Source organism: Nocardiopsis halophila DSM 44494 (genome assembly GCF_000341245.1).
Lineage (GTDB): Bacteria > Actinomycetota > Actinomycetes > Streptosporangiales > Streptosporangiaceae > Nocardiopsis_A > Nocardiopsis_A halophila.
Map to the genome: position 1 here is coordinate 1 of NZ_ANAD01000130.1, position 23,233 is coordinate 23,233.

Annotated in this window: 25 protein-coding genes and 1 tRNA gene; 16 read left to right on the forward strand and 10 right to left on the reverse strand. The window is 71.5% G+C overall.

The window, feature by feature from the left end:
• Positions 1 to 1,035: 1,035 nt before the first annotated feature.
• The 4 genes from D450_RS0115060 to D450_RS32500 all read right to left on the reverse strand — a co-directional run bounded on the left by D450_RS0115060 (position 1,036) and on the right by D450_RS32500 (position 3,429).
• Positions 1,036 to 1,848, reverse strand: a complete 813-nt coding sequence (locus tag D450_RS0115060; RefSeq protein ID WP_017539490.1) for an MBL fold metallo-hydrolase — start codon at positions 1,846 to 1,848, stop codon at positions 1,036 to 1,038.
• Between the two features lie 13 nt (positions 1,849 to 1,861).
• Entirely contained in the window at positions 1,862 to 2,650 is a 789-nt protein-coding gene (locus D450_RS0115065) for an NUDIX hydrolase (RefSeq protein WP_017539491.1), read from the reverse strand.
• A gap of 141 nt (positions 2,651 to 2,791) precedes the next feature.
• On the reverse strand, positions 2,792 to 3,253 hold the full coding sequence (locus tag D450_RS0115070; RefSeq protein ID WP_017539492.1) for a RidA family protein: 462 nt from the start codon (positions 3,251 to 3,253) through the stop codon (positions 2,792 to 2,794).
• A gap of 2 nt (positions 3,254 to 3,255) precedes the next feature.
• Positions 3,256 to 3,429 carry a DUF4177 domain-containing protein gene (locus D450_RS32500; protein ID WP_017625908.1) on the reverse strand — a complete coding sequence of 58 codons (174 nt, stop codon included), beginning with the start codon at positions 3,427 to 3,429 and terminating at the stop codon, positions 3,256 to 3,258.
• Positions 3,430 to 3,541: 112 nt separating this feature from the next.
• Between D450_RS32500 and D450_RS0115080 the strand changes: the two genes are divergently transcribed.
• The 3 genes from D450_RS0115080 to D450_RS0115090 all read left to right on the forward strand — a co-directional run bounded on the left by D450_RS0115080 (position 3,542) and on the right by D450_RS0115090 (position 8,209).
• On the forward strand, positions 3,542 to 4,513 hold the full coding sequence (locus D450_RS0115080) for an ArsA-related P-loop ATPase (RefSeq protein ID WP_017539494.1): 972 nt from the start codon (positions 3,542 to 3,544) through the stop codon (positions 4,511 to 4,513).
• Positions 4,510 to 5,655: an ArsA family ATPase gene (locus D450_RS0115085; protein ID WP_017539495.1), complete on the forward strand. Its 1,146-nt coding sequence runs from the start codon at positions 4,510 to 4,512 to the stop codon at positions 5,653 to 5,655. Before D450_RS0115080 ends, D450_RS0115085 begins: the two co-directional genes overlap by 4 nt.
• A 148-nt stretch (positions 5,656 to 5,803) precedes the next feature.
• Positions 5,804 to 8,209 carry a penicillin-binding protein gene (locus D450_RS0115090; protein ID WP_026128568.1) on the forward strand — a complete coding sequence of 802 codons (2,406 nt, stop codon included), beginning with the start codon at positions 5,804 to 5,806 and terminating at the stop codon, positions 8,207 to 8,209.
• Between the two features lie 75 nt (positions 8,210 to 8,284).
• Here D450_RS0115090 and D450_RS0115095 read toward each other — a convergent pair whose 3' ends face one another.
• Complete coding sequence (locus D450_RS0115095; RefSeq protein WP_017539496.1) at positions 8,285 to 8,740, reverse strand: GatB/YqeY domain-containing protein; 456 nt, start codon at positions 8,738 to 8,740, stop codon at positions 8,285 to 8,287.
• Positions 8,741 to 8,852: 112 nt separating this feature from the next.
• On the opposite strand from D450_RS0115095, the gene D450_RS0115100 reads away from it, so the two are divergent.
• The 3 genes from D450_RS0115100 (at position 8,853) to D450_RS0115110 (ending at position 11,591) form a co-directional block, all read left to right on the forward strand.
• The gene (locus tag D450_RS0115100) at positions 8,853 to 9,746 is read left to right on the forward strand and encodes a metallophosphoesterase (RefSeq protein WP_017539497.1); all 894 of its coding nucleotides are present in this window, start codon (positions 8,853 to 8,855) and stop codon (positions 9,744 to 9,746) included.
• A gap of 100 nt (positions 9,747 to 9,846) precedes the next feature.
• Positions 9,847 to 10,965 carry an LLM class flavin-dependent oxidoreductase gene (locus tag D450_RS0115105; RefSeq protein ID WP_017539498.1) on the forward strand — a complete coding sequence of 373 codons (1,119 nt, stop codon included), beginning with the start codon at positions 9,847 to 9,849 and terminating at the stop codon, positions 10,963 to 10,965.
• Positions 10,962 to 11,591: an FMN reductase gene (locus tag D450_RS0115110; protein ID WP_017539499.1), complete on the forward strand. Its 630-nt coding sequence runs from the start codon at positions 10,962 to 10,964 to the stop codon at positions 11,589 to 11,591. The genes D450_RS0115105 and D450_RS0115110 overlap by 4 nt, the downstream gene beginning before the upstream one ends.
• Before the next feature lie 338 nt (positions 11,592 to 11,929).
• Here D450_RS0115110 and D450_RS0115115 read toward each other — a convergent pair whose 3' ends face one another.
• The gene (locus tag D450_RS0115115) at positions 11,930 to 12,643 is read right to left on the reverse strand and encodes a Crp/Fnr family transcriptional regulator (protein WP_017539500.1); all 714 of its coding nucleotides are present in this window, start codon (positions 12,641 to 12,643) and stop codon (positions 11,930 to 11,932) included.
• Between the two features lie 76 nt (positions 12,644 to 12,719).
• Positions 12,720 to 13,046, reverse strand: a complete 327-nt coding sequence (locus D450_RS0115120) for an STAS domain-containing protein (protein ID WP_017539501.1) — start codon at positions 13,044 to 13,046, stop codon at positions 12,720 to 12,722.
• Between the two features lie 281 nt (positions 13,047 to 13,327).
• Between D450_RS0115120 and D450_RS0115125 the strand changes: the two genes are divergently transcribed.
• From D450_RS0115125 to D450_RS34720, 3 genes are read left to right on the forward strand one after another with little or no spacing between them, the layout of a single operon-like run.
• Positions 13,328 to 13,975 carry a GAF and ANTAR domain-containing protein gene (locus D450_RS0115125; protein ID WP_017539502.1) on the forward strand — a complete coding sequence of 216 codons (648 nt, stop codon included), beginning with the start codon at positions 13,328 to 13,330 and terminating at the stop codon, positions 13,973 to 13,975.
• Between the two features lie 42 nt (positions 13,976 to 14,017).
• Positions 14,018 to 14,416 carry a hypothetical protein gene (locus D450_RS34715; RefSeq protein WP_241483167.1) on the forward strand — a complete coding sequence of 133 codons (399 nt, stop codon included), beginning with the start codon at positions 14,018 to 14,020 and terminating at the stop codon, positions 14,414 to 14,416.
• Positions 14,413 to 14,760: an ANTAR domain-containing protein gene (locus tag D450_RS34720; protein ID WP_338037979.1), complete on the forward strand. Its 348-nt coding sequence runs from the start codon at positions 14,413 to 14,415 to the stop codon at positions 14,758 to 14,760. The genes D450_RS34715 and D450_RS34720 overlap by 4 nt, the downstream gene beginning before the upstream one ends.
• 101 nt (positions 14,761 to 14,861) lie before the next feature.
• Here the strand turns inward: D450_RS34720 and D450_RS0115135 are convergent, their stop codons facing one another.
• Together D450_RS0115135 and D450_RS0115140 are read right to left on the reverse strand one after the other, a co-directional pair.
• Positions 14,862 to 15,587 (reverse strand): peptidoglycan recognition protein family protein, encoded by a 726-nt coding sequence (locus D450_RS0115135; RefSeq protein ID WP_017539503.1) that lies wholly within the window; start codon positions 15,585 to 15,587, stop codon positions 14,862 to 14,864.
• A 356-nt stretch (positions 15,588 to 15,943) separates the two neighbouring features.
• The gene (locus D450_RS0115140; protein ID WP_152520844.1) at positions 15,944 to 17,008 is read right to left on the reverse strand and encodes a hypothetical protein; all 1,065 of its coding nucleotides are present in this window, start codon (positions 17,006 to 17,008) and stop codon (positions 15,944 to 15,946) included.
• Positions 17,009 to 18,064: 1,056 nt separating this feature from the next.
• Here D450_RS0115140 and D450_RS32505 point away from each other — a divergent pair.
• The 3 genes from D450_RS32505 (at position 18,065) to D450_RS34730 (ending at position 20,635) form a co-directional block, all read left to right on the forward strand.
• A complete protein-coding gene (locus tag D450_RS32505) occupies positions 18,065 to 19,222 on the forward strand; it encodes a DUF4365 domain-containing protein (RefSeq protein WP_083932649.1) in 1,158 nt (385 codons plus the stop codon).
• Between the two features lie 241 nt (positions 19,223 to 19,463).
• Complete coding sequence (locus D450_RS34725) at positions 19,464 to 19,685, forward strand: hypothetical protein (RefSeq protein ID WP_051063594.1); 222 nt, start codon at positions 19,464 to 19,466, stop codon at positions 19,683 to 19,685.
• Between the two features lie 275 nt (positions 19,686 to 19,960).
• A complete protein-coding gene (locus tag D450_RS34730) occupies positions 19,961 to 20,635 on the forward strand; it encodes a tyrosine-type recombinase/integrase (protein ID WP_241483168.1) in 675 nt (224 codons plus the stop codon).
• A gap of 114 nt (positions 20,636 to 20,749) precedes the next feature.
• Here the strand turns inward: D450_RS34730 and D450_RS0115155 are convergent.
• A tRNA-Pro gene (locus tag D450_RS0115155) sits at positions 20,750 to 20,823 on the reverse strand.
• Between the two features lie 299 nt (positions 20,824 to 21,122).
• Between D450_RS0115155 and D450_RS0115160 the strand changes: the two genes are divergently transcribed.
• The 4 genes from D450_RS0115160 to D450_RS0115175 all read left to right on the forward strand — a co-directional run bounded on the left by D450_RS0115160 (position 21,123) and on the right by D450_RS0115175 (position 23,195).
• A complete protein-coding gene (locus tag D450_RS0115160; RefSeq protein WP_241483169.1) occupies positions 21,123 to 21,524 on the forward strand; it encodes a hypothetical protein in 402 nt (133 codons plus the stop codon).
• Positions 21,525 to 21,638: 114 nt separating this feature from the next.
• Positions 21,639 to 22,295: a DUF4178 domain-containing protein gene (locus D450_RS0115165; RefSeq protein WP_017539507.1), complete on the forward strand. Its 657-nt coding sequence runs from the start codon at positions 21,639 to 21,641 to the stop codon at positions 22,293 to 22,295.
• 1 nt (position 22,296) lies between these two features.
• Entirely contained in the window at positions 22,297 to 22,863 is a 567-nt protein-coding gene (locus tag D450_RS30310; RefSeq protein ID WP_017539508.1) for a DUF2617 family protein, read from the forward strand.
• Positions 22,860 to 23,195, forward strand: a complete 336-nt coding sequence (locus D450_RS0115175; protein WP_017539509.1) for a hypothetical protein — start codon at positions 22,860 to 22,862, stop codon at positions 23,193 to 23,195. Before D450_RS30310 ends, D450_RS0115175 begins: the two co-directional genes overlap by 4 nt.
• Positions 23,196 to 23,233: the final 38 nt, after the last annotated feature.

Below are 23,233 nucleotides of genomic sequence, written 5' to 3' on the forward strand. Positions count from 1 at the left end.
GCCCGCACCCCCTCCGATCCGGACAGACGGGACGCCCGGCGGACCTGATCCGCCAGAGACCGCCCTGGAAGGGCCGGGTCTCCAACGAGAGTGGTGATATCGCCACGCAATTGCACATTGCGTGGCGATATCACCACTCTCGATGCCCGAGCAGCGCCTCGCGCGCCCGGTATGCCTGGGTCGTGTCCGCCGGCGTGGTGGAACCCTCCGGGCCCCGGCCGCCCCCGGGAGCACTGCCCTCCGCCCGCACCGACACCCCCGTTGATCTCGGGAAAGTCGGGGTAATACCGGCGAGTATTACCCCGACTTTCCGGAGATCAACGCCAAGGAGGGGCGCACCGGGGGCGGGGCCGCCGATCGCGCCGCAGCGGTCGCACCTCTCACAAGGACGCGGCCGAAAGCTCCACCACTCCAACGGACACGACCTGGGGAACCGCCCCGCTTCCTCGTCGCCGCCCGTTCCCCTGGCACCGAAGGGCCCCGCCGTCCGGCCGACAGGCGTGAGCGGGGCACCAGCCGTGCCGTCGCCGCCATCGCCCCGGACCACCGACCACCCGGCAGTCGGCCGGCAACACCGGGGAACCACCGCCCCGCTTCGTCGCCGCCTTCCTCCTGGCACTCCGGTGGACCACCGCCCGGCAAGCAGGCTCGAGCGGGGCACCTGCCGACCGTCGTTGCTGCTCATCGCCGGTACCACCGGGGCGCCGGCACCCGGCCGCGGCGAGTGAGCGGGGCACCGGCCGTCCCGTCGTTGCCGCCATTGCCCCGGGCCGCGAGAGGCCCGGCGGCCGACCGGCAACACCGGGGAACCGCCGCGCCTCTTCGTCGCCGCCCTCCTCCTGGCACTCCGTCGACCCGCAGCCCGGCCGGGGCCCATGAGCGGGGCACCGGCTACTCCTGCTCCGCCCGGAGGCCTCGGGAGGACAGCGCGCCCGGCACCATCGCGCACCCCGGAGTGGGAGCGGCGTGGGGCGAGGTGGGCCCGCCACGCTGGAAGGACTCCGGGCGCCGGGCTCCGGGCCCCCGGAGCCCGGTTCAGACCCCGCCCAGGTCGGCCGGGATGTCGCCGCGTTCGGCCAGGTAGCGCAGCTGGGAGCGGACCGAGGACTCGGCCGCGTCCTGCACCGAGGGGTCGATGCCGGCGTACACCCGCGCGACGATCTCCCCCGGCGTGCGGTCGCCCTTGCGCACCGCGTCGGCCACCTGCTCCATGCGCTGCTCGCGGTGGGCGATGTACTCGGCGACGGCGGCGCGCGCATCGGTGAGGATCGGGCCGTGCCCGGGCAGCAGCGCCCGCACGTTCTCCCGCTCTACCAGCTCCCGCAGCCGGTACAGGGTGTCCATGTAGGCCGACAGCCCGCCGTCGCCGTCGATGATCACCGGGGTGCCCCGCCCCAGCACGGTGTCGCCGGTCAGCAGCACCCCGTCGGCCGGCAGGTGCAGGCAGACCGAGTCGGCCGTGTGGCCCGGCGCGGCCACCACGCGCACCTCCAGGTCACCGGCCTCGATCACGGCGCCGTCGTCCAGCCCGTGCCCGCCGACGCGAAAGGCCGGGGTGACCGCGTGCACCGGGGCGCCGGTCAGCTCGGAGAAGTAGCGCGCCCCGCCGGTGTGGTCGTCGTGGTGGTGGGTGACCAACGCGCACACCACCCGCGCTCCCTGCTCCTGCACGGTGCGCGCCACACGCTCCAGGTGGCGCTCGTCGTGCGGCCCGGGGTCGACCACGACGACGTCGCGCGAGCCGGGCTCGCGCAGCATCCAGGTGTTGGTGCCGTCCAGCGTCATCGGACCCGGATTGGGGCACAGCACGCAGCCCGCACGCAGGGTCCCGGAACCGTCGATCCTCATCGCACCTCGCCCCTCATCGAACGTCGCCCCGCGGGTAGACGACCCCGTCGGGGACGACGATGCGCGGCTCACCGTCGACCTCCTCCAGCACCGGCTCGATCGGCGCGATCTCGCGCTCCGCGGCCATGACCGCCGCGACCGACCCGCACGCCTGGAGGTCCATGCAGGTCGAGACGGTCGGCGGCAGCATCGCGATCTCCCCGTCGCGCCACCTGCGCACCGCCTCGCCGGCGGCCATCCACGCCCGGCGGTCGGCCTCGCCGCCGACGTCGCGGGCCTGCTGGCCGTCGGGGATCCGCGCGGCGAAGAAGCGGGTGTCGTAGCGGCGCGGCTCAGGTGCCGGGGTGATCCACTGCGACCAGGCGGTGAGCAGGTCCGAGCGGAGCACCAGGCCGCGCCGGTCGAGCATCGCGGCGAAGGGGAGCGTGCGGTCGACCAGGGCGGCGCGGTCAGCCTCCCAGTCGTCCCCGCGGGTGTCCTGCACCACCGCGTCCGGGGAGGGCCCCGCGAGCAGCACCCCCGACTCCTCGAAGGTCTCCCGGACCGCCGCGCACACCAGGGCCCGGGCCTGCGGCTCGCCGGTGCCCAGGACGCGCGCCCAGGCGGCCGGGGGCGGCCCGGCCCAGCGCACGTCCCGGTCGGCGTCGCGCTCGTCGACCCTGCCGCCGGGGAAGGCGTAGGCGCCGGGGGCGAACGGCATGGACGGGGCCCGGCGCAGCATGTAGACCTCGACGCCGCCGGGAGCGTCGCGGACCAGCATCACCGTGGCGGCGTCGCGGGGACGCACCGGCCGTGTCGTCATGTTCGTCCTCCTCGGCGGAACGGTACCCCGCGCCCCTGCCGGGCCGCGCCCCCGGGGCGGCCGGGAGCGGACGCCCCGGAGGGGCCGCCCGCACGTCGGGCGCGGACCCCGCAGGGTCCGCGCCCGACCGGGCTGCGTCCCTCAGCCGACCTCGGCGATCATCTCCACCTCGACCGGGACGTCCAGCGGCAGCGCCGCCACGCCGACCGCGCTGCGGGCGTGCACGCCCGCCTCGCCGAAGACCTCGCCGATCAGGTCGCTGGCGCCGTTGAGCACCTTCGGCTGGCCGGTGAACGACGGGTCGCTGGCCACGAACCCGGTGATCTTGACGATCCGCCGGACCGACGCCAGCTCGCCCACCTCCGACTTGAGCGCGGCGATGGCGTTCAGCGCGCAGATGCGGGCCAGCTCGGCAGCGCGCTCGAGGGTGACCCCTGCGCCGACCTTGCCGGTGCCGGCGGGCGCGCCGTCCACCATGGGCACCTGGCCGGAGATGTAGACGTGGTCGCCGGTGCGGACCGCGGGCGTATAGGACGCCAGCGGCGCGACCACCTCAGGCAGGGCCAGGCCCAGCTCGGCCAGCCTCTCCTCGGGCGCGGCCATGCCTACTGCTTCTCCCGCTTCATGTAGGCGACCAGCTGCTGGTTGCGCGGGTCGCCGTCCACGGAGGGGCCCGGGATGACGGAGACCAGCTCCCAGCCGTCCTCGCCCCAGTTGTCCAGAATCTGCTTGGTCGCGTGCGACAGCAGCGGCACCGTCGCGTATTCCCACTTCGTCATGGGCGCAACCCTAACCGGCCGCGCGGGGGCGCACCGGCCCGGCGGTCCGCTCGGACATAGACTCGCAGGGGTGAGCGCACCTGATCAGGACCCGCCCGGGGTCCGCCTGCACGTGGTCTCCGGCAAGGGGGGCACCGGTAAGACGACCGCGGCCGGCGCGCTCGCGCTGGCCCTGGCCTCGGACGGCGGCCGGGTGCTGCTGGTGGAGGTCGAGGGGCGGCAGGGCATCGCCGAGCTGTTCGGCACCGGCCCGCTGCCCTACGCCGAGCGGAAGGTGGTCGGGGCCCGCGGCGGCGGCGAAGTGTTCGCCCTGGCGGTGGACGCCGAGGCCGCGCTGATGGAGTACCTGGAGATGTTCTACGGGATCCGCCGCGCCGGCCAGGTGCTCACCCGCTTCGGCGCGGTGGACTTCGCCACCACCATCGCCCCCGGCGTGCGCGACGTGCTGCTCACCGGCAAGGCCACCGAGGCGGTGCGGCGCCGCGAGGGCGGCCGCCGCTCGCGCGTGCAGGGGCCGCACGTCTACGACGCGGTCGTGCTGGACGCCCCGCCGACCGGGCGCATCGCCCAGTTCCTGTGCGTCAACGCCGAGGTTGCGGGGCTGGCCCGGATGGGGCCCATCCGCAACCACGCCGACAAGGCGATGGCGACCATCCGTTCCTCGGCCACAGCCGTGCACTTCGTCGCGCTGCCCGAGGAGATGCCCGCCCAGGAGGCGGCCGACGGGCTGGCCGAGATCCGCGAGGCCGGGCTGCACCCGGGGTTCGTGCTGCTCAACATGGCGCACGAGCCGCTGCTGGCGCCGGAGGCGCTGGAGGACGCCGAACGCGGGGAGGTGGACACCGACGCGTTGGCGCAGGGCCTCAAGGCGGTGCGGCTCGACGCCCCGAAGGAGACGGCGGCCGCGCTCGCCCGGGAGGTCACCGAGCACGCCCGGCGGGTGGGCGCCGAGTCGGCGGTCCGCGAGCGCCTGCGCGCGCTGGGGCCGCCGCTGCTGGAGCTGCCCTTTCTCGGCGGAGGCATCGACACCGACGCCTTGTTCAGGATCGCCGACCGGTTGACGGCTCAGGGGGTGGGACGGTGAGCGGAGGCACCGACCGGCTGGACGTGGACGCCCTGCTGTCCGACGGCGCCGTGCGCACGGTGGTGTGCTGCGGCTCGGGGGGCGTCGGCAAGACGACGACCGCGGCCGCCCTGGGGCTGCGGGCCGCCGCACTGGGACGGCAGGCGGTGGTGATCACGGTGGACCCCGCGCGCCGCCTCGCGCAGTCGATGGGCCTGAGCGAGCTGGACAACACCCCGCGCCCGGTGGAGCTGCCCGGTTCCTTCGCCGCCCCGGGCGGATCGCTGCACGCGATGATGCTCGACATGAAGCGCACCTTCGACGAGATCGTCGAGGCGCACGCCGCCCCCGAGCGGGCCCGGGAGATCCTGGCCAACCCCTTCTACCGGTCGCTGTCGTCCAGCTTCACCGGCACCCAGGAGTACATGGCCATGGAGAAGCTGGGCCAGCTCCGTGAGGACGGCGACTGGGACCTGATCATCGTGGACACCCCGCCCAGCCGGTCGGCGCTGGACTTCCTGGACGCCCCGGAGCGGCTGGGGCGGTTCCTGGACGGCCGGCTGATCCGGGTGCTGGGCGCCCCCGCCCGCACGGGCGCCTTCCGACTCCTGGGGGCCGGGGTCGGGATGCTCACCGGGATGCTGTCCAAGATCGTGGGCGCCCAGGCGCTCAAGGACGTGCAGTCGTTCGTCGCCTCTTTCGACGCGGTGTTCGGCGGCTTCCAGGAGCGGGCCGAGCGCACCTACCGGCGCCTGCAGGACCCAGGCACGGCGTTCCTGGTGGTGGCGGTGCCCGAGAGCGACGCGGTCCGCGAGGCCGCCTACTTCGTGGAGCGGCTGGCCGCCGACAGCATGCCCCTGGCCGGCATGGTGATGAACCGCACACATCGGACCCCGGTCGATGGCCTGTCCGCCGAGCAGGCCATGGCGGCCTGCACGGAGCTGGAGCGGCAGGGCGGGCACCCGCTGGCCGCGGCCGCGCTGCGGCTGCACGCGCGCGCCGCCGGCCTGCGCGATCGCGAGGCGGAGCTGCGGGGGCGGCTGTCGGCCGCGCACCCCGGGGTGCCCGTGGCCGAGGTCCCGGCCCGCACGCGGGACGTGCACGACCTGGCGGCGCTGCGTGAGGTCGGGGACGCCCTCGGCGGGGGACCCCTGACCGTATGACAGGATGTTGAACGGTCATCTTCGTCAGCCGAATCCGGCCGGTCCGTATCTCGGCCGCCACTCCGGCCGCACCGGCCATCCCCCGTCTCGCCCGGCCTCTCCGGCCGGTGGCGTACGCACGTAGTCTGTTGGGGTGGGTCAGGGGACAATGGTTCAGAGAATCGCTCAGCTGATCGGTGTCGGCGCCATCGCCGGGGTGCTGGTCGCGGCGCTCGCGCTGCCGGCCGTCGGCGGCATCGGCATCACCGCACGCAACGTCGCGACCGGCTTCATGAACATGCCGAGCGACCTGGAGACGCCGCCTCCTCCACAACGGTCCACCATCTACGACCGCGACGGCGGTGTGATCGCCGAGATCTACGACAAGAACCGGGAGCTGGTCGACCTCGACGACATGGCCCCGGTGATGCAGGACGCCCTCATCTCCATCGAGGACTCGCGCTTCTACGAGCACGGCGGCATCGACATCTCCGGGACCTTCCGGGCGGCGCTGCGCACGCTGAGCGGTTCCACCCAGGGCGGCTCCTCGGTGACCCAGCAGTACGTCAAGAACGTGCTGGTGGAGAGCGCCGACACCCAGGCCGAGCAGGAGGAGGCCACCGAGACCAGCATCGCCCGCAAGCTGCGCGAGCTGCGCTATGCGCTGGCCATCGAGAAGCGGATGAGCAAGGACGAGATCCTGGAGGGCTACCTCAACATCGCCTACTTCGGCGACGGGGCCTACGGGGTCGAGTCGGCGGCCCAGCACTTCTTCGGCAAGCCCGCCTCGGAGCTGGAGCTGGCCGAGGCCGCCACCCTGGCCGGAGCGGTCCGCTACCCCTACCTGTACAACATGCGGCTCAACACCGACGACGCCCAGGACCGGCGGGACGTGGTGCTCGACCGGATGGTGGAGGTCGGCAAGGTCACCGCCGAGGAGGCCGAGGAGGCCAAGGCGATCGACCTGGAGGACGAGCTGGACGTGTCCAACCCCTCCAACGGGTGCGTCCCCAGCGACCAGCCCTTCTTCTGCGACTACGTGGTGCAGGAGATCGAGAAGAGCGACCGGTTCGGCGAGAACGAGACCGAGCGCGCCCGCTGGCTGCGCACCGCCGGCCTGGAGATCCACACCACCCTGGACGCCGACATGCAGGAGGCGGCCCAGGACGCGGTCGACAAATGGGTGCCGCGCAAGAACGAGTCCAAGAAGGTGGCCGCCGAGATCCTGATCGAGCCGGGTTCGGGCGAGATCCGGTCCATGGCGCAGAGCCGGGACTACGGCCCAGACGAGTCCCAGCTCGGCATGACCTCGATCAACTTCACCACCGACGCGAACCGCGGCGGCAGCACCGGGTTCCAAGCCGGGTCCACCTTCAAGGCCTTCGCCCTGGCGGCCGCGCTGGAGCAGGGCAAGGGCTTCGGCACCTCCTACTCGGGCGCCAACGGCTCCAGCACCACCATCACCGGCCAGCGCAACTGCGAGGGCGGGCGGCTCGCGCCGTGGACGGTGAAGAACGCCGGCGACACCAAGGGCGGCGGCAGCAGCATGATCGCCGGCACCAAGGGGTCGGTGAACACCTACTTCGCGCACCTGCAGAAGGACGTCGGGCTGTGCAACGTCATCGAGATGGCCGAGAACCTGGGCGTGAAGCGCGCTGACGGCCAGTCCTTCGACAACCCCCGCACCCAGGGCAACAACTCCTTCGTGCTGGGCAGCGAGGAGGTCTCCCCGCTGCGGGTGGCCAACGCCTACGCGACCTTCGCCTCCGGCGGCACCTACTGCGAGCCGCAGGCCATCACCTCCATCAAGGACCGGCAGGCGGGCCGGACCATCGAGATCGAGCCCGAATGCGAGCGCCGCCTCGACAAGGACGTCGCCGCCGGGGTGAGCTACCTGCTGCAGCAGACCTTCAAGAACGGCACGACCGACGGCATGCAGATCGGCCGCCCGGCGGCCGCCAAGACCGGGACCACCGACGGGTCGGCGGCGGCCTGGTTCGCCGGGTTCACGCCGAACCTGGCCGGCTCGGTCTTCGTCGGCGACCCGCGCGGCCCGCAGAACCACCCGCTGCGCGGGATCACCCTGGGCGGCCGGTACTACGGGACGGTCTACGGCGCGACCATCCCCGGGCCCATCTGGAGGGACACGATGTCCAAGGCCGTCGAGGAGCTGCCCGAGGAGGACTTCCCCTCGGCGCCCTCGAAGTACCGCGGCGGCGGTTCCCCCGACGCCCAGCAGACCTCCGGCCAGGCCATGGTCGAGGGCGGTGTGCCCGACGTGGTCGGCCAGAGCCGGGGCGAGGCGGTGGCCGCCCTGGAGGGGGCCGGGTACCGGGTGAGCGTCTCCGACACCCGGGTCCGCTCCGAGCGGGCCGAGGGCACGGTGGCCGCGGTCAACCCCGACCCGGGCACCCTCCTGCCGGAGGGGGCGACGGTGAACATCTTCCTCAGCAACGGCTCCGGGCGGGCCGCGCCCTCCGGTGGCGGCGAAGAACAGCCCACCGGGCCCGGACCGGAGGACACCGGGACGCCCGCGTTCGTCCCCGTCTCCGAGATGCCCCGCCGGCAGGACTGACCGCCCCGGCGGGACCACGACGCGCGACGGCCCGCGCCCCGGATCGGGGCGCGGGCCGTCGCGCGTCCGCGGCGCTCAGCCGGCGAGGCGGCGCTTGACCTCGGCGGCCACCCGGGACCCCTCGGCCCGGCCGGCCACCTTCGGGTTGACGATCTTCATGACGGCGCCCATCTGCCTGGGGCCGCTCGCGCCGGCCTCGGCGATGGCCGCCTCCACCAGGGAGCCCAGCTCCTCGTCGGTGAGCTGGGCGGGCAGGTACTCGGCCAGGACCTCGCCCTCGGCCCGCTCGTCGGCGGCGCTGTCCGCACGGCCGCCCGCCTCGAAGGCCTCGGCGGCCTCGCGGCGCTTCTTGGCCTCCCGGGTGAGCAGGGCGACGAGGTCCTCGTCGGAGAGCTCGCGGGCGGAGCCGCCGGCCACCTCCTCCTTGGACACGGCGGTGAGCACCATGCGCAGCGTTCGGGTGCGCACGTCGTCGCGCGCCTTCATCGCGGTGGTGAGGTCGGCCTTGAGGCGGTCTTTGAGTTCGGACATGCCAACGATCATAGGGTGGTCGCGGACGGCTTCCCCAGGGTTTTTCCGGGCGGGCGTCCGGACGTTCGAGGTCAGTGGAGAGGTGCGGCACGTGAACGGACAGCGAGCGGGAATGCGCAGGCTCGGCCGGTCGGCGGCGGCGGTCGCCGCGGTCGGGGCCGCCGGCCTCGCCTACGCCTCGGTCGTCGAGCGCAACTGGTTCCGGCTGCGCCGCTACGAACTGCCGGTCCTCGCCCCCGGCTCGGCCCCGATGCGGATGCTGCACCTGTCCGACGCGCATCTGACCCCCGGCCGCCGGATGCTCGTCGACTGGGTGCGCGGCCTGGAGCGCTACGAGCCGGACCTGGTGGTCAACACCGGGGACTCGCTGGCCCACCCCGACGCCGTGGGGCCCTTCCTGGAGGCTCTGGAGCCGCTGCTGGACCGCCCGGGGGCGTTCGTCTTCGGGTCCAACGACATGTACTCGCCGCGCTTCAAGAACCCCGCGCGCTACCTGTGGCGCAGCAGCAAGGCCGACTACCGGGAGCGCCAGGAGCCGGACCTGCCGTGGCGCGAGCTCGGCGCGGCGATGGAGAAGGCCGGCTGGGCCGACCTGAACAACCGCCGGGGCACGCTCGCCGCGGGCGGGCAGACCGTGGCGGCGGCCGGGGTGCACGACTCGCACATCGGGCTGGACCGCTACGACGACGTGGCCGGGCCCGCCCCCTCCGGGGCGGCGCTCCGGCTGGGGGTGCTGCACTCCCCCGAGCCCGCCAACCTCGACCGGTTCGAGGCCGACGGCTACGACCTGCTGCTGGCCGGGCACACCCACGGCGGGCAGCTGTGCCTGCCGCTCTACGGGACGCTGGTCACCAACTGCGGCATCGACCGCCGCCGGGCCTGGGGGCTCAGCCGCTACGGCCGCGCGCTCCTGCACGTGTCCGGCGGGCTGGGCACCTCGCCGTACGCGCCGGTGCGGTTCTGCTGCCGCCCGGAGGCCGCACTGCTGGACCTGGTCCCGGCCTGAGCGGGGCGCGGGGCGGCCGCCGGGAATGCGCGGCCGCCCCATCGTGTTCCCGGGAAGTAGTTGAATGCGGAACGATTTCTTGCCGGGGGCTGGAGGAGCCATGCAGTTCGGGATCTTCTCGGTCGGGGACGTCACCCCCGACCCGACCACGGGTCGCACGCCGACCGAGGCGGAGCGGATCACGGCGATGATGCGCATCGCCGAGAAGGCCGAGGAGGTCGGCCTGGACGTGTTCGCCACCGGCGAGCACCACAACCCGCCGTTCGTGCCGTCCTCGCCCACCACCATGCTCGGCTACCTGGCCGGGCGCACCGAGCGCCTGGTGCTGTCCACCGCGACCACGCTGATCACCACCAACGACCCGGTGAAGATCGCCGAGGACTTCGCCATGCTCCAGCACCTGGCCGGCGGCCGCGCCGACCTGATGCTCGGGCGCGGCAACACCGGCCCGGTCTACCCGTGGTTCGGCCAGGACATCCGCCAGGGGATCCCGCTGGCGGTGGAGAACTACGCGCTCCTCCACCGGCTGTGGAGGGAGGACGTGGTGGACTGGCAGGGGCGGTTCCGCACGCCGCTGCAGGGCTTCACCGCCACCCCGCGGCCGCTGGACGGGGTCCCGCCGTTCGTGTGGCACGGCTCCATCCGCAGCCCGGAGATCGCCGAGCAGGCCGCCTACTACGGCGACGGGTTCTTCGCCAACAACATCTTCTGGCCCAAGGAGCACTTCCAGCGCCTGATCGACCTGTACCGCAGGCGGTACGAGCACTACGGCCACGGCCGCGCCGACCAGGCGATCGTCGGCCTGGGCGGCCAGGTGTTCATGCGCCGCAACTCCCAGGACGCGGTGCGCGAGTTCCGCCCCTACTTCGACAACGCCCCCGTCTACGGCGGCGGGCCCACACTGGAGGAGTTCAGCCGGGAGACGCCGCTGACCGTGGGCAGCCCGGAGCAGGTGATCGAGCGCACCCTGGAGTTCCGCGAGCACTTCGGCGACTACCAGCGCCAGCTCTTCCTCATCGACCACGCCGGCCTGCCGCTGAAGACCGTGCTGGAGCAGCTGGACCTGCTCGGCGAAGAGGTCGTCCCGGTGCTGCGGCGCGAATTCGCCGCCCGGCGCCCCGCGGGCGTGCCCGACGGGCCGCCCGACCACGAGGAGCGCAAGCGCGCGCTCGCCCAGGAGAAGGACGGGCGGCAGGAGACCGCAGAGGAGGCCAAGTGAGCGAGCAGCGCATCGTCGCCGTCACAGCGGGACTGAGCACGCCGTCGTCGTCGCGCCTGCTGTCCGACCGGCTGGCCGGGGCGGCCGAGGAGGCCCTGCGCAAGGCGGGCGGCACACCTGCGGTGGAGACCGTCGAACTGCGCGACCACGCGCGCGGGATCGGCGAGGCGATGGCGGCCGGCTTCCCCACCGGGGACCTGAAGCGGGCCGTGGACGCGGTCGCCGGCGCCGACGGCCTCATCGCCGTCACGCCGGTGTTCAACGCCTCCTACAGCGGCCTGTTCAAGAGCTTCTTCGACCTCGTCGCCGCGGACGACCTGGAGGGCGTCCCAGTGCTCGCCGGCGCCACCGGCGGCTCGCCGCGCCACTCGCTGGTGCTGGAGCACGCGGTGCGGCCGATGTTCGCCTACCTGCGCGCCGTGGTCGCGCCCACCGCGGTCTACGCCGCCTCCGAGGACTGGGGCGCCGGCGCCGCGGACGGCGGCCGGGCGCACGCGGCGCTCGCCGACCGGATCGCCCGGGCCGGCGGGGAGTTCGCCGCCCTGGTGTCCGGGGGCCCGCGGCGGCGCCGGCCCGACCCCTACGAGGATCCGGTGCCCTTCGAGCGCCTGCTCCGGGGCGAGTGAGCCCGGGCCGCGGGGACACGGCGGTCCGGGCGGGCCCGGCCCCTCCCGCAGAGGGTCCGGGCCATGCGCGGGGCGCCGCCCCGTCCTAGCGCCGCCCCGCCGCCGCCCGCCGCCGATGCTGCGGCCGACCTCCGGCTCTTCTCCGGGAAGGGGCCTCGCCCCGTTCACCGCCCCAGTCTCTCGCCGGGGCCGCACCGGAATCCCGGACCAGTCGGCATTCCGCGCACCCGCGGACGGCACGGGGCGACGCTAGCGGCCCCGGATGCGGACGCGCCCGCGGATATTCGCAGCCCGCATACGGGCGGGCCCGCCGGCCAGGCCCCGCCCCGCACCGGCCCTCAGTCCTCGTCGGCGAAGGACTGCAGCCCCTCGCCGTCCAGGATGGCGACCTTGCGGTACCCGGCCTCGACGCAGCCGGCCTCGCGCATCCGGCGCAGCGCCTCGCCCACCGCGTCCTCCCGGGCGCCGATGAGCATCCCCAGCTCCGCCTGGGAGAGCTGCACCCCGATGTCGACCGCGCCGTCGCCGTTCACCACCCCGTGCCGGGCGGCGAGCTGGAGCAGGGCACGCGCCAGGCGCGCCGGGACGCGGTAGGCGGTGTACTCGCTGCGCTGCCGGTCCGACCACTCCAGGCGGTCGCCCAGGACCGAGGCCACCGCCTCCCAGGTGCCGGGGACGCGGTCCAGGAAGTCCTTGAAGGCACGGGCGCTGAAGGAGTGCACGAGGGTCGGGGTGCAGGTGGTCACGGTCGCCGTGCGCGGGCGGTCCCGCACGATGCCCATCTCCCCCACCAGGTCGCCGTCGACGCGCACGCCCAGCAGCGTCTCGGTGCCGTTCGGCAGCACCGAGGTGACCTTCACGCACGCCGAGGCCGACCGGCCGGGCGCACGCAGCAGCAGGACGCCGTCGCCGGGCCCGCCCTGGCTCATCAGCACCCGGCCCGCCGGGACGCGCCGCGGCACCGCGAGGTCGGTCAGGACGTCGCGGGCCTCGGGGCCGATCCGGGCCATGAACGTGCCCTCCGGCCACTCCTCGCTGCCAGACGGGACCATCGGCAGGGCTCCTCTCCTTCGCCCCCTCCTGCCTATCGGAGTCCCGACCCGGACGGGAAGGCCCGAACCGGGCCGCTCAGGAAGCGGTGAGGCGGACATCGAACACCTGGTCCAATCCGGAGTACCCCAGGACTTTGGCCACCGCTCCCGCCTCGACGACCAGCACCGCCAGCCGCACTCCGTGGATGCTCTGTCCCCGATGCATCGTCACCAGCATCCCCAGCCCGCTGGAGTCGATGAAGCGCAGCCCCGTCAGGTCGACCAGCAGCCGCGGCCCCGCGCGCCGTTCCGCCGCGCAGGCCCGCGCCCGGACCAGGGTCACCCCCGCGACATCCAGATCACCCGTGATGCGCACCCGCGTCCGGTCCCGCTCGACACGCACATCCAATCCGGCTCCGGTCACTGCGATTCCTCCCCGGTGTCCCTGCCGTTGCGCCCACCGATCAAGGTCCGGAACCGGAGCGGGCTCTTATTCCCGAACCACCCAAGCTACGCGGCCGCCGATCGGCGTATCCCCTTTTTCCATCAGACGCATCGCAATGCGGGCTCCCCCCGCCTCCCCCTCGGGGGCGTAGGATCGGAAGGACCCCGCCGAACGCCGAGGAGCGCCCACTGGCCACTGCATCGCGGACCATCCGCGCACGGGTCATCGAGCGCGCGCGAGCACGGAACACGCCACCGGAGGTGGGCGATGTGTGCGAGGCCTGCGCCGAGGTGGTGCACTCCCACGGCGTCGGGGTCATCGTCTCCTCCTCGACCGGGACCAGCACCGGCTCCTACTACGCCACCTCGGATCTCGGCCGCATCTCGGACGAGCTCCAGACCGCCCTGGGCCAGGGGCCGAGCATTTCGGCGGCCGCCGAGGGCACCCCGGTGCTCGTGCCCGACCTGTCCCAGCCCCAGGCCCGCCGGCGCTGGCCGGTCTTCGCCGAATCGGCCTCGGCCCAAGGGCTGCGGAGCCTGTTCGCCTTCCCCATCGGTACCGGTGTCGCGATGCTCGGCGCCCTGACGGTCCACCGCTCGGACACCGGCCCGCTCGGCGAGGAGGGGCTCGCCTGCGGCCTCGCCTCGGCCGAGGCGGCGCTCGACCTGATGCTGCACCGCGGCCCCGAGACGACCGTCCCCTGGGCGAACGGGAGCGATCTCGGCTCGCACCAGGTGGAAGTGCACCAGGCCGCGGGAATGGTGTCCGTACAACTCGATGTGGCCATGGACGAGGCCTATGCCCGCCTTCGGGCCCATGCCTTCCGGCACGACCTGACTCTGGCGGACGTGGCGACCGAGGTCGTCCGCCGGCGGCTCAGATTCTCCCCTGACCCGGCGACCGGCTGATTCCGACGCCCCCGCGCCCCATTCCCGAAGGAGGAACCCCGAGTGTCGCGAGAGCTCGAACTGGTCGATGCGTTCGTCGGGTTGGCCGACACGCTCGTCGCCGGTTTCGACGTCGCCGACTTCCTGCACGACCTGCTGGAACGCTCGGTGGAGCTGGTCGATGCCGACGCCGGAGGCCTGCTGCTGAACAACGCCGCCGACGGGCGCCTGCACTTCGTCGCCGCCTCCAGCGAGCAGGCACGCCTGCTCGAACTGCTCCAGCTCCAGGACGAGGAGGGCCCTGCCCTGGAGGCCTACCGCACGGGGGGCTCAGGTCTCCGTACCCGATCTGGACGGAGAGCCCTCCCCCTGGCCGACGTTCCTGGACGCCGCGCGCGGCCGGCTTCGGCTCGGTGTGCGCACTGCCGCTACGCCTGCGCGAACGGACGTTGGGGGCGATGAACCTGTTCCGCGCCTCCCCCGGCGCACTGAGCGCTGCCGACGCCTCGATCGCACAGGGACTGGCCGATATCGCCACCATCGGCATCCTCAACTCGCGCGCCCTGGAGGAGCAGGAGCGCCTCGCCGAGCAGCTCCAGTCCGCGCTCAACAGCAGGATCGCCATCGAGCAGGCCAAGGGGGTGCTCGCGGAGTACCACCAGGTGGACATGGGGCGGGCGTTCGAGATGCTGCGCGGGTTCTCCCGGAGCAACAACCTTCGGCTGTCCAAAACGGCCGAGGCCGTGGTGCGCCGGGAACCAGCGGTGGAGGGCCTGATCCCGCCGAGGAGGCGCACCGCCCGCTGACCGCAAGGGGCAGGGCCCAGGCCGCCGGAATCCCACTCCGGGAACGGGCGGAGCCCCGCCCCGGCGCGGCCGGGAGGGGCGGGGCTCCGGAGCGGGGCCGGTCAGACGAGCTGGTTCCTGGTGAAGGCCGCCATGATCTGGGCGGCGGCCCAGCCGGTGACGCGGTCGCCGAAGTCCTGCTCGGACCCCTGGGACTTGCGGGCGGCCAGCACCGCCTTCTCGGTCTCGGCGCCGTAGTGGCCGTCGGCGCCGAACTCGGGCAGGTCGAACCCGGCCTTCATCAGGATGACCTGCAGGTATTTGACGCGCTCTCCGGTGTCGCCCTTGCTCAGTCCGACCATGTCGTCCTCTCCTATCGCGGCTGCGTCGGCGGGCATCCCGGCATGGACCCAGGCGGCGAGGTCGTCGCCGGGGCACGAGGTGCTGTTCAGGTCGCGGTGCCCGGTCTTGTCGAGGGTGCGCCCGGCGCGGCGGTTGGCCTCGTCGTACAGGGCGCGGATGGCGGCCTTGGCGGCGGCGGTGGCGTCGCCGTCCTGGCCGATGAAGCACACCCCGATGTGCGAGGCGTTGTAGGGGTAGGCGTGGGCGCCCACGACCGTCCATCCCCGCCCCTCGTAGGCGGTTCCGGAGCGGTCGACCAGGAAGTTGTAACCGATGTCGGACCAGCCGTTGCCGTCCATGTGGAAGTCCTGGATCGACCTCACGGACTGGCTGGCGGGGCCGGCCGAGTAGTGGACGGTGACCCCGCGCCGCTGCGACCACGATGTGGTCGACCTGTCGCGGGGCGCCCGCGCGCCCCATTCGGAGCGCGGGACGATCGAGACCATGCATGCCTCCTGGGAAACGGGATGGGCTCCGGCACGGGCCGGGGCCTGCGGGGGGGTGCGAACAGAGGGGCCGGTGGGGGCCGGGGCGCCCGCACCGGTGGCGGGACACGGACCGGTCGCGCCGCCGGTCCACCTCCTCGCCGTGCCCCTCACATTTCGCATCGTAGGGATCGCACGCGGTCACTAGGCGGGAAACGGGAGAATCCATCCCCCCTGACCGGCGGCGCAACCCCACGTCAAGGGCCGCAGGGCGGCGCCGAAACCGCCGAACGTCCTTCTCGGAGAAGCCCCGCGCGCCCCACGGTGCGCAGCGCTTCCGGTTCGCGCACACGATGCGCACGAATACCGGCCGGACCTCACTCGTCCGCCGACCGGCCCGCGCCGGTCGTGGGCGGACGCAGGCCGCCCGGGACGTCGTACCAGACGGCTTGGCGCACCCCCTCGCTCCGCACGGCCTCCCATTCGGCCCGTGACGGCCGGCGCAGGTGCTCCCCGGCATCGACCAGGTCCGGCACCTGCGCCTTCGGTTCCCACGCGGGCGCGGCGATCATGACGTAGGTGCCGTCGTACCGGGTGATCAGCTCCGGACCGGTCCCGGTACGGCGGATGATTCCGACGTCCCGCTCATCACAGGCGGCCTGGTCCCTGTTCTCGCAGGGATCATCGAAGTCCATGTAGTCAGGGTTCGCGCCCTTCGAGTACCCGGAGACCACCAGCGCGCGCGGCTCAGGCCCGGTCGAGTGATAAGTGATCTCCACGTAGTGGTAAGCGGCGCCAACGTGCTCGGGGGAAGCCCGGACGCCTACGCGCACCCAGCCATCGTCGTCCAGGAGCACCATCGTGTCGAAGGAGCCCTCGAACTGTCGGAGGGCCACTTCCCTGCTTGAGGCCACGAACTGCGTCACGGCCAGCACGAGGACGGCGACGAGGGCGGCGGCGCCCGCGGACATGGCGCCGCGCAGCCACTTCGTGCGCTTGGAGAGACGCACCATCAGCGGGAACAGCGCCGCGCTGCTGAGCAGGGCGAGCACGAAAGTCACCGCCTCGCTGCCCAGAAGGTCTCCGACGGGACCGGCCATGGCACAGGTCGACGCCGGTGAGGCGAACAACAGCCCGGCCATCGCGGTCTTCCACGGGTGCGGCACGCGCAGCAGCCGCAGGAGCGGGACCACCGGCAGCACGGGAACAGCAGCGACGAGGAACGCGACGAGGAAGACGGCGAGGGTCTCGCCGGTCTCCCAGCCGGCACTCTTGTGGAACGGGGCGGCGAAGACGGTCGCGGACACGATCGTCACACCCGGCCACAGAAGCCCGATGACCGCCGCCACGGGCCACACCCACCGGATCGGCACGGCCGACGACACTTCGATGGACGCGCCCGCGTAGCGTCCGCCTTCCTCCTCTGAGGGATCCTGCACCAAGGGATTTCGCTCCCAGCACGTCCGACGTTCCATCCGGCCCTGTCGGATGCCCGTCAGAGAGCGGCGGTTCGGTCCGGACCCCGCCGCGCGATAGCCCCGGCCCCAAGAGCGAGTCCCGGCGGGTCGGCCCGGCGACCGCCGGAACGAATCTCTCGAATCGAAACCAAGCGCCCTTCGGGCCCATTGCTCCACCCCCGCGCGTGCTCCAGCGCGCGTTCCCATCCCGGCCTCCGCGGACCTGCGCTCCTTCGCGAACACCCGACGCAGACGTTCCTGCCCGTCCACCGCATCCGCCGCGGAAAGCCGAAGCACCCGGACGAGGTGATCGGCCGCAAGACGGAGGAGATCTGGACCACGCTGCACTCCAGCCGCCCGCCTGTACGGGTGCGTGTCTCCCACCTGGAGAGAATCGCGACCCGCATGGCCCGGAACAAGCACCCGTGAGGGGCGCGGGGGACGCCCCGAGACACGAAAAAGGGCCGTTCGGTGCTCGACGACCACCGAACGGCCACTTCCGACCTGGAGCCGAACTCCGGATCACCTGTCGGGGTGGCGGGATTTGAACCCACGACCTCTTTCCGTGCCGGGGGCCTCCTCTGACCGGTGGATGAACCTCGGAAACCTGTCCTGAGCTCGGTCTTCGCCCCGGCCGCTTCTCACTGCTTCCGGGCCTCTCCCGGAGCCATGTGCACTGAATGTGCATTGCTCTTGGCCCAAACCACAGGACGCCCGCCCCAAGTGAGCTGGCTTGTCCCGCATACCTGAACCATGCTCCTCAGCTCCGGTCTTCGGCAACCATCATCTTCGGTCCGGGGTGCCCGATGGCGCCGGGACCGGCCACCCCAGACAGGCCGTGTCGCGCCATCGGGTGCCCCGGGACCTGAACACGTCATCAACTTGAGAAGCCAAGGCCATGGAATCCACCAGGAAAAGCAGATCGAACACACAGAGGGCGTCAAAATATACCAAAACAGACAAGCGGTGTTTCTATGCACGAAAACACGCCTTGTCGCCGCCCACCTATACCTTATGAGCAACATACAAAAGGAGGATCAAATGCCCAGAATCCCAAAGGGGCGTCGCGTAGGACGAGCTGCCGTCAATGAAGTCACTAGAATTCTAGAAAACAACGATCATATCGTTCAAGAGATCGACGGTCAGAACGATTTTGGGGAAGATCTTTATGCGACTTTCAGCAAAGAAGGTGAAGTGAGTGGAGACGTAATCCGAATCCAAGTAAAGGGTGGAGTGTCCTGGAGGCGCGCCAACGGCTACGCAGTTCCTGTTGGAAGTCACTCCAATACTTGGATGGAGGGAAATATTCCAGTGATCTGCATTGTTTACGACCCTGAACACGAGGAGCTCTACTGGGCAAATGCCACAGAGCAATTGCGTTCTGCCATAACTAGCGGCCAGGAACTTAAGCACATCGGAATTAGTTCCAACTCGAAGCTAAATGAAGACACCGTAGAAAGATTTGTCGCAGAAGCTCGAGAGTATGTGGGCAGATTTCGGGGTATTCATGCCGTCCACACCTACCTAAGTGAGATGTCTGGCGCAACCTTCCGAGAAACGGACGCGGTGCTCTACTTTGTTAACAACAGCGATGATGTTCTCATTTTTCAGCAAGGCCTCGGAGAGGGCTTTGCAACACTCCTCCACAGCGACTTGGAGTGGGAACCTCAGACAATAACACCAGATTCGTTCACCCTCGATAGCCTAAATATCAACATGGGCTTCACATTGCTGGACGATTCCCTTCTAGGCTTTGCTGAGTTTCTGTGGCTGGTCGCCTGTTTTTCTGAAACCGAGTGGCTTCGAGAGTATCGCTTTAATTCACCAGGGTTCAACCAGGAAGAGCACGACCCCGGGGAACACGCAGATATCGAAGTTGAAGTCGCAGATAAATACGTCATGGAGCAGATACTCGACCGACTGGAAGTCGAGCCTGAACTGCTAGATAAGTCGATTTCTGTCTTCCGCAACACAAGAGACATCGATCGTGAGATCCTAAAGGATCTAGAAGTTATGGAGTCTGACCCGCAAATTGTAGAGGAGTTGATTAACCTCAGTAGAAACAGTCAAGAAAGTGCCTCCTACGAAGCCTGGCGATTGGCCATAATTTACCTCATTGACCAGGTACGAATTGGTGCACCCTACCTGCCTCTTGAAGAGCAAATCAAGATCGTTTGGCGCGTACCTGAGCAAGAGTAACAGCGCTCACCTAGAATAAGGCAATCGTGATATAGGCAAGTCAGAATCCACTAGAATAAATCGCAAAATAACGATTATGTGACGTCTCATAACGACAAGTAGCACAGCTTCTGGCCACCGCTCACGACCGGGCATAAGCCCGCAGCCTGAGCGGTGGCCAGAAGCTGCTGCGACGGCGCTCGCGCCGTCGCCTTGATCCCATACAGCGCAGTTCGACGACCGCACCAAGGACAAGGCATACGTGGAGGCGGTGAAGAAGGCCAAGGCGACCAAGCGCACGCCTCCCGCGCGCTGGATGGTCCGCTATTACGACCCCTCCGGCCGAATCAAGAGCGGGGGCACGTTCAAGAAGAAGCCGGACGCGGAGAAGAAGCAAACCGAGATCGAGAACAGCCTGCACGAGGGCAGCTATCGCAACCCCCACGCCGCCAAGGTTACCGTGGCCGAGATGGCTGAGAAGTAGCTGAGCACGCGCACGGATATCAAGCGCTCGACCTGGTGGAAGTACCGGGGTCTCCTGGACGCGCACGTGCTGCCTCGCTGGGGAGAGCTTCCGGTCTCGGCGGTGTACTCCGAGGACGTCGCCGTGTGGGTGGCCGAACTCCAGAAGCCGCGGGATGAGGGCGGAGCCAACCTGGGAGCCTCCCAGACTCGGCACGCCTACGGCGTTCTCTCCATGGTCCTGGAATGGTGTGTGCCGCGTCGCCTCCCGGCCTCCCCGCCAATCCCGCACGCGGGATGCCGCTTCCGAAGCCGAGTGAGGCTGAACACGTCTACCTCGATCACCTCCAGGTGGAGGCGCTGGCGGACGCGGCGGGATCACTGCGCACCAGGTACGGCCAGATCGCCGCAGCCGCGAACATCAACCGGCCCCTCATCCTCCTGGCCTACACAGGGCTCCTCTTCAACGAAGCCGCCGCGCTGCGAGTCGGCAGGGTGGATCTGGAGACACGGCGCATCCGGATCGTCACGGCCTTCGCCGAGGTGGAGGGCAAGCTTGTCGAACAGGCGCCCAAGACGGGCAAGAGCCGGACCGTGCCCATTCCCAGGTCCCTCGTCGCCGAGTTGCTTCCGCTCGTGCAGGGTCGGCCGGACTCGGCGCTGGTGTTCACCACCAAGCGGGGGACTGAGGTGCGCTTGCGCAATTGGCGCAACCGAGAGTTCGGCAAGGCACTCAAGGCAGCCGGGCTCGACGGGATGGGCCTGACGCCGCACAAACTGCCGCACAAACTTCGGCACACGGCCGCGTCACTCGCCATCGCGGCCGGCGCGGACGTCAAGGTCGTGCAAGCGATGCTCGGCCACGCCACCGCCACGATGACCCTGGACCGGTACGGGCATCTCTTCCCCGACCGACTGGACGAGGTCGCCGAGGCGATGGACGCCGCTCGGCTGCGGGTGCTCGCCGCCTGAGGGGGCAGGGACATGACCCCCACCATGTGCAATGAATGTGCATTGCGGTTCTGAGGGCTCCATGCCTGGAAAACGAAGAACGGGTGCCCACCTGCGTGGACACCCGTTCCTCTGTCGGGGTGGCGGGATTTGAACCCACGACCTCTTCGTCCCGAACGAAGCGCGCTGCCAAGCTGCGCTACACCCCGTGGCAACGCTGATCAGTCTAGCGGACGTGGAGGGGTGCTCGCACACGCGGAAGGGAAGTCGAAGGGAGAGGATGCGGGGCCCGGGTGAAGCGGGAGGCCGCGGGCTTCCGGGCCGTCCCGGCGCGGGGTTCGGTCCTGGACGCAATGCGGGGAGGCCACGCCTGAGGGCGCGGCCTCCCCGGTCCTCGCGCATGGGGGGTGTCTATCCCGTGGGCAGGACCCCAAACCTCTCTAGAGAAGAACGGCCGAGGGCGGTCCCTTCCCTTGTCTGGGTCCCCCGACCGTCGCACCGTCGGGGCATGGGTGCCGCGACCACCGTCCCCGACCCCGATGATGCGCGGCCCTTTCCCTGGTGGGTCCGCCTGTCCCGCCGACTCAACGGGGAGCGGGTGTGCGCCGTGCCCGGCTGTATCGGGATGACCGATCCCGACCGGCCGTACTGCACGGCGCACACCGACGCGGTCCGCGCGCTCCGCTCCCGGCTCGGCGACCGGTGCTGCGCCGAAGAGGGCTGCCCCGACCCGCGCGAGGGCGGCGACGTCCACGGCGACCTGTGCCGGGCCCACGGCGACGCCGCACTGCTGCGCGCGGCCGTCGCCCGCACCGCGCCCGGACGGTGGAACGTCTCCGCCGGCGGCACGGGCTCTGCGGGGCCGGGACCGGAGCCCCGGGCCCGGCGCGCGTCCGCCTCCGGCTTCTGAGGAACCGCCCGTTCCCGCAACCGTGACGGGGTCGTGACCTCGCAGGTGGAACCCTGTGCGCCTGTCCGCACGTCCGATAGGGCCGGACCTCATCCCCGAGCCCGGAGGCGCGCTGTGGACCCCGTCTTGACCGTGGTGCTGATCCTGCTCGGTGCGCTGGTGGTGCTGGGCGCGGCGATCCTCATCGTCCAAATGCGCCGCCGCCCCGCCCGCACCGCGCCCGCACCGCCCGCTCCCCCGCGCGACCCCTTCGCCGACGTCGGCGAGATCAACGGCGACCCGCGCCGGCTGCGCGCGGGCGACATGGTCGAGATGGGCGCCGAGCGGCTCTGGGTGCGCGGCACCCTGCGGCTGTCCGAGGGCGGCGCGCAGTGGGCCGAGCACTTCGTGGACGCCGGGGACGCGGGCGGCACCGGTGCCCGCCGCTGGCTCTCCGTCGAGGAGGACCCCGACCTGCAGCTGGCACTGTGGACCGGCCGCCCCGAGCTGGACCTGGTCCCCGGCGCCTCGTCCCTGGAGCTGGAGGGGACGCGCTACCGGCTCAGCGAGCGCGGCAGTGCCTCCTACCGCTCGGAGGGCACCACCGGTCTGCGCGCCTCGGGCGGCATGGACTACGCCGACTACGAGGCCGACGACGGCTCGCTGCTCTCCTTCGAGCGCTTCGACCACGGCGGCTGGGAGGCCGCGACCGGCGCCCCCGTCTCCCCGGGGACCCTGACCGTCTACCCCACCTCCGACGGGTCCGGCGGCTCCGACGGCGGGAGAGGCTGACGTGCGCACCGCACCCGCACCCGCACCCGCCGCCGTACCGGTCCGCGTCCCCTTCGCCGACACCCGCGCCCGCGACCTGGCCTGGAGCCTGGAGCGGCCGCCGCTGCCCGCCCTCGCCGCGCGCTCCGTCCTGCTGGGCGGGACCGAGGTCGAACTGCGCGTCCTGGGCGCCTCCCACCAGGTCGTCCTCCCGGGGGCCGCGGGCACCGTGGAGACCGTCGCCTGCCTGCCGGACCGGGACGGGGACCTGCCCGCCTCGGCGGCCCCCGACGTCCCCGGCCTGGCCTCCTACGCCTTCACCAGCACGGTCGAGCGCCTCACCGGGACCGAGCTGGAGCGGCGCGTGCGCGCCCTGGTCGACCGGCTCGACGGCCGCCCCGCCGCCCTCGCCGCCGCGTTCCCCGGGTCGCCGTCGGCCGTGACCGCGCTCGACGCCGCCTCCCCCGCCCCCGGGCACCTGCACTGGCGCACCTGGCACGCCTACCCCCAGGCCGGGGAGCTGGTGTGCACCCGGACGCGGATCCGGACCGCCGCCGACGCCCCTGTTGAAAGGAGTCCCGCACAGTGAACCTCGAAGGGAACCTGGGCAAGGTCCTGCTGATCGCCGGCCTCGGGGGCATCGTCCTCGTCATCGCCCTGGCCTCGTGCGGCAGCGCCTCGGCCCGGCCGGACTGCGGCGACTACGACCTCGTCAACGGCGAGTACGTGTACAACGACGACCGCGGCGACTACGAGCGCGAGGACGGCCGCTACATCTACGTCGGCTGCGACACCTCCCGCTCCCACGGGTCCAGCGGTTCGAGCAGCGGATCCGGTGGCGGCGGGTTCTTCTCCTTCTGGGGCGGCGGATCCCGCGACGGCTCCGGATTCCGGGGCGGCGGCCCCGGATGGGGCAAGTGACGCCGGCCCCGCAACCGCCGGCGGCACAGCCGGCACCC

Bases quoted from the DNA above. Each gene is read 5' to 3' on its own strand.
- D450_RS0115135 (WP_017539503.1), bottom strand. From the start codon at position 15,587: ATGGTCTCGATCGTCCCGCGCTCCGAATGGGGCGCGCGGGCGCCCCGC.
- D450_RS0115160 (WP_241483169.1), top strand. From the start codon at position 21,123: ATGGGTGCCGCGACCACCGTCCCCGACCCCGATGATGCGCGGCCCTTT.
- D450_RS0115065 (WP_017539491.1), bottom strand. From the start codon at position 2,650: ATGACGACACGGCCGGTGCGTCCCCGCGACGCCGCCACGGTGATGCTG.
- D450_RS34730 (WP_241483168.1), top strand. From the start codon at position 19,961: ATGCCGCTTCCGAAGCCGAGTGAGGCTGAACACGTCTACCTCGATCAC.
- D450_RS0115105 (WP_017539498.1), top strand. From the start codon at position 9,847: ATGCAGTTCGGGATCTTCTCGGTCGGGGACGTCACCCCCGACCCGACC.
- D450_RS34720 (WP_338037979.1), top strand. From the start codon at position 14,413: ATGAACCTGTTCCGCGCCTCCCCCGGCGCACTGAGCGCTGCCGACGCC.
- D450_RS0115115 (WP_017539500.1), bottom strand. From the start codon at position 12,643: ATGGTCCCGTCTGGCAGCGAGGAGTGGCCGGAGGGCACGTTCATGGCC.
- D450_RS0115090 (WP_026128568.1), top strand. From the start codon at position 5,804: ATGGTTCAGAGAATCGCTCAGCTGATCGGTGTCGGCGCCATCGCCGGG.
- D450_RS0115095 (WP_017539496.1), bottom strand. From the start codon at position 8,740: ATGTCCGAACTCAAAGACCGCCTCAAGGCCGACCTCACCACCGCGATG.
- D450_RS0115070 (WP_017539492.1), bottom strand. From the start codon at position 3,253: ATGGCCGCGCCCGAGGAGAGGCTGGCCGAGCTGGGCCTGGCCCTGCCT.
- D450_RS32500 (WP_017625908.1), bottom strand. From the start codon at position 3,429: ATGACGAAGTGGGAATACGCGACGGTGCCGCTGCTGTCGCACGCGACC.
- D450_RS0115100 (WP_017539497.1), top strand. From the start codon at position 8,853: ATGCGCAGGCTCGGCCGGTCGGCGGCGGCGGTCGCCGCGGTCGGGGCC.
- D450_RS0115060 (WP_017539490.1), bottom strand. From the start codon at position 1,848: ATGAGGATCGACGGTTCCGGGACCCTGCGTGCGGGCTGCGTGCTGTGC.
- D450_RS32505 (WP_083932649.1), top strand. From the start codon at position 18,065: ATGCCCAGAATCCCAAAGGGGCGTCGCGTAGGACGAGCTGCCGTCAAT.